The organism is Isoptericola sp. NPDC055063, from assembly GCF_053608125.1.
On the sequence record NZ_JBSGUW010000003.1, the window covers coordinates 344918 to 350052 of the forward strand.

The 5135-nt window shown below is 75.2% G+C and carries 6 protein-coding genes; all 6 read left to right on the forward strand.

What is annotated here, in order from left to right; translation table 11 throughout:
* The coding region (locus ACWF41_RS05620; RefSeq protein WP_452182154.1) for an HIT family protein at positions 1 to 559 on the forward strand (559 nt) is incomplete at its 5' end.
* A complete protein-coding gene (pgsA, locus tag ACWF41_RS05625) occupies positions 559 to 1209 on the forward strand; it encodes a phosphatidylinositol phosphate synthase (protein WP_380325042.1) in 651 nt (216 codons plus the stop codon). The genes ACWF41_RS05620 and pgsA, both read left to right, overlap by 1 nt.
* Entirely contained in the window at positions 1209 to 2171 is a 963-nt protein-coding gene (locus tag ACWF41_RS05630) for a phosphatidylinositol mannoside acyltransferase (protein ID WP_380325045.1), read from the forward strand. Before pgsA ends, ACWF41_RS05630 begins: the two co-directional genes overlap by 1 nt.
* Positions 2168 to 3421, forward strand: a complete 1254-nt coding sequence (locus tag ACWF41_RS05635; protein WP_380325048.1) for a glycosyltransferase family 4 protein — start codon at positions 2168 to 2170, stop codon at positions 3419 to 3421. Before ACWF41_RS05630 ends, ACWF41_RS05635 begins: the two co-directional genes overlap by 4 nt.
* The gene (locus tag ACWF41_RS05640) at positions 3418 to 4005 is read left to right on the forward strand and encodes a hypothetical protein (protein WP_380325051.1); all 588 of its coding nucleotides are present in this window, start codon (positions 3418 to 3420) and stop codon (positions 4003 to 4005) included. The genes ACWF41_RS05635 and ACWF41_RS05640 overlap by 4 nt, the downstream gene beginning before the upstream one ends.
* A gap of 70 nt (positions 4006 to 4075) precedes the next feature.
* Positions 4076 to 4993 carry a pyridoxal 5'-phosphate synthase lyase subunit PdxS gene (pdxS, locus tag ACWF41_RS05645; RefSeq protein WP_380325054.1) on the forward strand — a complete coding sequence of 306 codons (918 nt, stop codon included), beginning with the start codon at positions 4076 to 4078 and terminating at the stop codon, positions 4991 to 4993.
* The last annotated feature ends 142 nt before the right edge of the window (positions 4994 to 5135 follow it).

Here is a 5135-nt window from a genome sequence, read left to right on the forward strand (position 1 = left end):
GAGGGGTTGGGGAACCCAACATAGGGTGGTCAACGTGGGGAAAAGGAAAGGGCGGGTAGAGGTTTGGGGGGGGAGGTCCCTTTTTCCCCCCCTCCGGGGGGGCGAGGAGGAGGCCGTCCTTTTCTTCCCCCGCGGGGCGGAGTGCTACGCGGTGCTCAACCTGTACCCGTACAACTCCGGTCACCTCATGGTGCTGCCGTACCGGCACGTGTCGGGCTACGTGGACCTCACCGTCTCGGAGACGGCCGAGCTCGCGGCGATGACGCAGACGGCGGTGCGCACCCTCGGCGCGGTGTACGCGCCGGCCGGGTTCAACATCGGTATGAACCAGGGCGAGGTGGCCGGCGCGGGCATCGCCGCGCACCTGCACCAGCACGTCGTGCCGCGCTGGCTCGGCGACGCCAACTTCCTGCCTGTCGTCGGGCAGACCAAGGCGCTCCCCGAGCTGCTGGCGGACACGCGGGGCCGGCTCGCGGCCGCTTGGCCGGCCGAGCCCGCTGACCCCGCCGAGCCCGCTGACCCCGCCGAGCCCGGCGCCGCGCGCGACGGGGGCCGCTGATGCTCGGCGGCCTGCGCGCGACGATGCAGCGCCTCTTCACCCCGCCCGCGCGCCTGCTGCTGCGCCTCGGCGTCTCCCCGGACGCGGTGACGATCACGGGGACCGTGGTCGTGTGCGCCCTGGCGCTCACGCTGCTGCCGACGGGGAACGTGCTGCTCGGCGGCGTCCTCATCGGCCTGTTCGCCCTCGCGGACTCGATGGACGGGGTGATGGCGCGGCTGTCGGGCCGGTCGGGTCCGTGGGGCGCGTTCCTCGACTCGACGCTCGACCGGGTCTCGGACGGCGCGGTCTTCGCCGGGATCACCCTGTGGTTCGTGCTGCACCCCGACCTGCCGTACGCGACCTGGGGCCTCGCGGCCGCGCTCGCGTGCCTGGTGCTCGGGTCCGTGGTGCCGTACGCCCGGGCCCGTGCGGAGAGCGTCGGCGCCACGGCCGCCGTGGGGATCGCGGAGCGCACCGACCGGCTCGTCGTCGCCCTCGTGGCGGTGGGCTTCACCCAAGTCGGCCTGCCCGTGGTCGTCGCCGAGGTCGCGCTCACCCTGCTCGCCGTCGCCAGCCTCGTCACCGTGGTGCAGCGCATGGCCACCGTGCGGAGGCAGCTCACGGCCGTGCCCACCGACCCCACCGACAGCCCTGCCCCGGAGGCCTGATGCGGATCGACGTCGCCCGCCTGTACACGTTCGCGTGGCGCCACGCGCCGAAGGTGCCCGAGCCGGTGCTGCGCGCGGTGTTCACCGCCGTCGCGGACCTCACCTGGCTGCGACGCACCGAGGGGGTGCGCCGGCTCGAGGCGAACTACGCGCGGGTGCGCCCCGACCTCGACCCGCCGGAGCTGCGCCGCCTCTCCCGCGCGGGCATGCGCTCGTACATGCGCTACTTCCGCGAGGCGTTCACCCTCCAGGGGGCCACGCCCGCGCAGATCACCGCGCGGGTGCGCGTCGAGGGCTACGAGCACGTCGGCGGCCCGGTCGGGGACGGGCAGGCCGTCTCGCTCGCGCTGGCGCACCTGGGCAACTGGGACCTCGCGGGCGCGTACGCGACGCCGCACATCGCCCCGGTGCTCACGGTCGCGGAGCGGCTCAAGCCCGAGGAGCTGTTCGTCGAGTTCGTCGAGTTCCGCCGCTCCATCGGGATCGACGTGCTGCCGCTCGGCGACCACGACGTCTTCCGCAACCTCGTGCGCGGCGCCGCGAAGGGCGGCCGCATCGTGCCGCTGCTGGCCGACCGCGACCTCACCGCCACCGGCGTCGAGGTGGACCTGTGCGGGCACCGGGCGCGCGTGGCCGCCGGCCCGGCGGCGCTGGCGATCGCGGCGAAGGTGCCGCTGGTGCCGGTCGGGATCACCTACGAGCGCCTGACGGGGGAGCGCCGCCGCGCCGCCGGCACGGCCTGGGGCATCGTCATCCGCTTCTACCCGGCCGTCCCGGTGCCCGACGGCTCGGGCCTGCGACGCCAGGAGCGCGTCGCGCTGATGACCCAGGGCTGGGTGGACGCGATCTCGCAGACGCTGCAGGAGTCCACCGAGGACTGGCACATGCTGCAGCGCGTCTTCGTCGACGACCTCGACGCCGAGCGGTACGCGCGCACCCGGGCCCAGGCGGGCGAGGGATGAGCGCGGCGGACGTCCTCGCGCAGGTCGGGGTGCCGTCGCGCCCGCTGCGTGTCGGGATCGTGTGCCCCTACTCGTTCGACGCCCCGGGCGGGGTGCAGTTCCACGTGCGCGACCTCGCCCAGGCGCTGCAGCGCGCGGGTCACGAGGTCTCGGTGCTCGCGCCGGCCGACGACGACACCCCGGTGCCCGACGTCGTGACCTCCGCGGGCCGCGCCATCCCCGTGCGCTACAACGGCTCGGTCGCCCGGCTGACCTTCGGCCCGCGCACGGCCGCCCGCGTGCGGCGCTGGGTGGAGGCGGGCCGGTTCGACGTCGTGCACGTGCACGAGCCGATGGTGCCCAGCCTGTCGATGCTCGCCCTGTGGGTGGCCGAGGGGCCCGTGGTCGCCACGTTCCACACCTCGCAGGAGCGCTCGCGGGCGCTGCAGGTCGCGTTCCCGCTGCTGCGCCAGTCGCTCGAGAAGATCGCCGCCCGCATCGCCGTCTCGGAGGACGCGCGCCGCACGCTCGTCGACCACGTGGGCGGGGACGCCGTCGTGATCCCGAACGGGGTGTACGTCGACACGTTCGCCGCGGCCGCGCCGGACGACCGGTGGCGCGGCACCACCGAGGCGCCCACGATCGCCTTCCTGGGCCGGCTCGACGAGCCGCGCAAGGGCCTCGAGGTGCTCGCCGGCGCCGCGCCGGCGGTACTGCAGCGGATCCCGGGCGCGCGGTTCCTCGTCGCCGGCAAGGGCGACGCGGGCCGGGACGCCGCGATCGAGGCGCTGGGACCGCTGGCCGGCTCGTTCGAGTTCCTCGGCGGCGTGAGCGACGAGGACAAGGCGTCGCTGCTCGCGTCGGCCGACCTCTACATCGCCCCCCAGACGGGGGGCGAGAGCTTCGGCATCGTGCTCGTCGAGGCGATGAGCGCCGGCACCGCCGTCGTGGCGAGCGACCTCGGGGCGTTCCGCCGGGTGCTCGACGAGGGTGCGGCCGGGCGGCTCTTCCGCACGGGCGAGCCGGACGACCTGGCGCGCGCGATCCTCGAGGCGCTCGACGACCCGCAGGACACCGCCGCCCGGCGGGACCGCGCCACGGCCTTCGTGCGCCGGTTCGACTGGTCGGCGGTCACCGCGCAGGTCCTGGCGGTCTACGAGATGGCGGTCGCCGCGGGCGAGGCGCTGGGGTCGCCGGTCGCGCCGTCGCGCTCAGAGAGCGCCGTCGGCTGGCTCCGCACGCGCCGGGCCGCAGGGGGTGAGGGCGCATGAGCTGGTCCGAGCTCGCGCTCGTCGTCGTCGTCGCCGCGGCGGTGGTGGTCTGGCTCGCGTGGATCTCCGCGTCACGCCTGGACCGTCTGCACCGCAAGGTCGTCGCCTCCCGGATCGCGCTGCAGGCGCAACTCGTGCGCCGGGCGGGCGCAGCGGTCGACCTGGCGTCCTCCGGCCTGCTCGACCCCGCGGGGGCCGTGCTCGTGGCCGACGCCGCGTTCGCCGCCGTCGAGGACCCGGCGCCGCCCGCCCCGGCGGGCACGGAGCTGGGGCTCGACGGCCTCGCCCCGGGCCGCGAGCGCGCCGAGAGCGAGCTGTCGTCCACGCTCCGCTCGGCGCTGGGCGACGACGAGGCCCTCGCCGAGCTGCGCGCCACCCCCGCCGGCGACGAGCTGGTGGGCCGGCTCGCCGCCGCCTGGTACCGGGCCCAGCTGGCGCGCCGGTTCCACAACGAGGCCGTCGCCCAGGCCCGGCGCGCCCGCCGCACCTGGTACGTGCGCCTGCTGCGCCTGTCGGGGCACGCGGCGCTGCCGCGCACCGTCGAGCTCGACGACCAGATGCCGGAGGGGCTCACGGGAGGCTGACCGCGCGCCCTAGGATGGGAGAGGCGTGACAGCGGTCACGCCGCTCCCTGCGACACGAGCGAGGCGCGAGTTGAGCGAGACCACCGGCAACGGCCAGATCCCCGCGGGCGAGGTGGGCACGGCCCGCGTCAAGCGCGGCATGGCCGAGATGCTCAAGGGCGGCGTCATCATGGACGTCGTCACCCCCGAGCAGGCGAAGATCGCCGAGGACGCCGGCGCGGTCGCCGTCATGGCCCTCGAGCGGGTGCCCGCCGACATCCGCGCCCAGGGCGGCGTCGCGCGCATGAGCGACCCCGACATGATCGACGGCATCATCGACGCCGTCTCCATCCCCGTGATGGCGAAGGCGCGCATCGGGCACTTCGTCGAGGCCCAGGTGCTGCAGGCGCTGGGCGTCGACTACATCGACGAGTCGGAGGTGCTCACCCCCGCCGACTACGCCAACCACATCGACAAGTGGCGCTTCACCGTGCCGTTCGTGTGCGGGGCGACCAACCTCGGCGAGGCGCTGCGCCGCATCACCGAGGGCGCGGCGATGATCCGTTCCAAGGGCGAGGCCGGCACCGGCGACGTCTCCAACGCGACCACGCACATGCGCCAGATCCGCGCTCAGATCCGCCACCTCGGCTCCCTGCCCGAGGACGAGCTGTTCGTCGCGGCGAAGGAGCTGCAGGCGCCCTACGAGCTCGTCGCCGAGGTGGCGCGGGCGGGCAGGCTGCCGGTCGTGCTGTTCACCGCGGGCGGTATCGCCACCCCGGCCGACGCCGCGATGATGATGCAGCTCGGCGCCGAGGGCGTGTTCGTGGGCTCGGGCATCTTCAAGTCCGGCGACCCGGTCGCGCGCGCCAAGGCGATCGTGCAGGCCACCACGTTCCACGACGACCCCGACGTCCTCGCCAAGGTCTCCCGCGGGCTGGGCGAGGCCATGGTGGGCATCAACGTCGAGGCCGAGCCGGCGCCCGTGCGCCTGGCGGAGCGCGGCTGGTAGCACGCGGCCGGTAGCACCAGGTCCGGCCAGGGGGGCCGCGGGGGGGGCGGGCGCGGGGGCCCCGGCCGGAAGCGGGACGGGGTGGGGGGGGGTGTTTCCCTCACCGTCTGTTTCTGGTTTGGAACCCCCCTTCCCTGTCGCC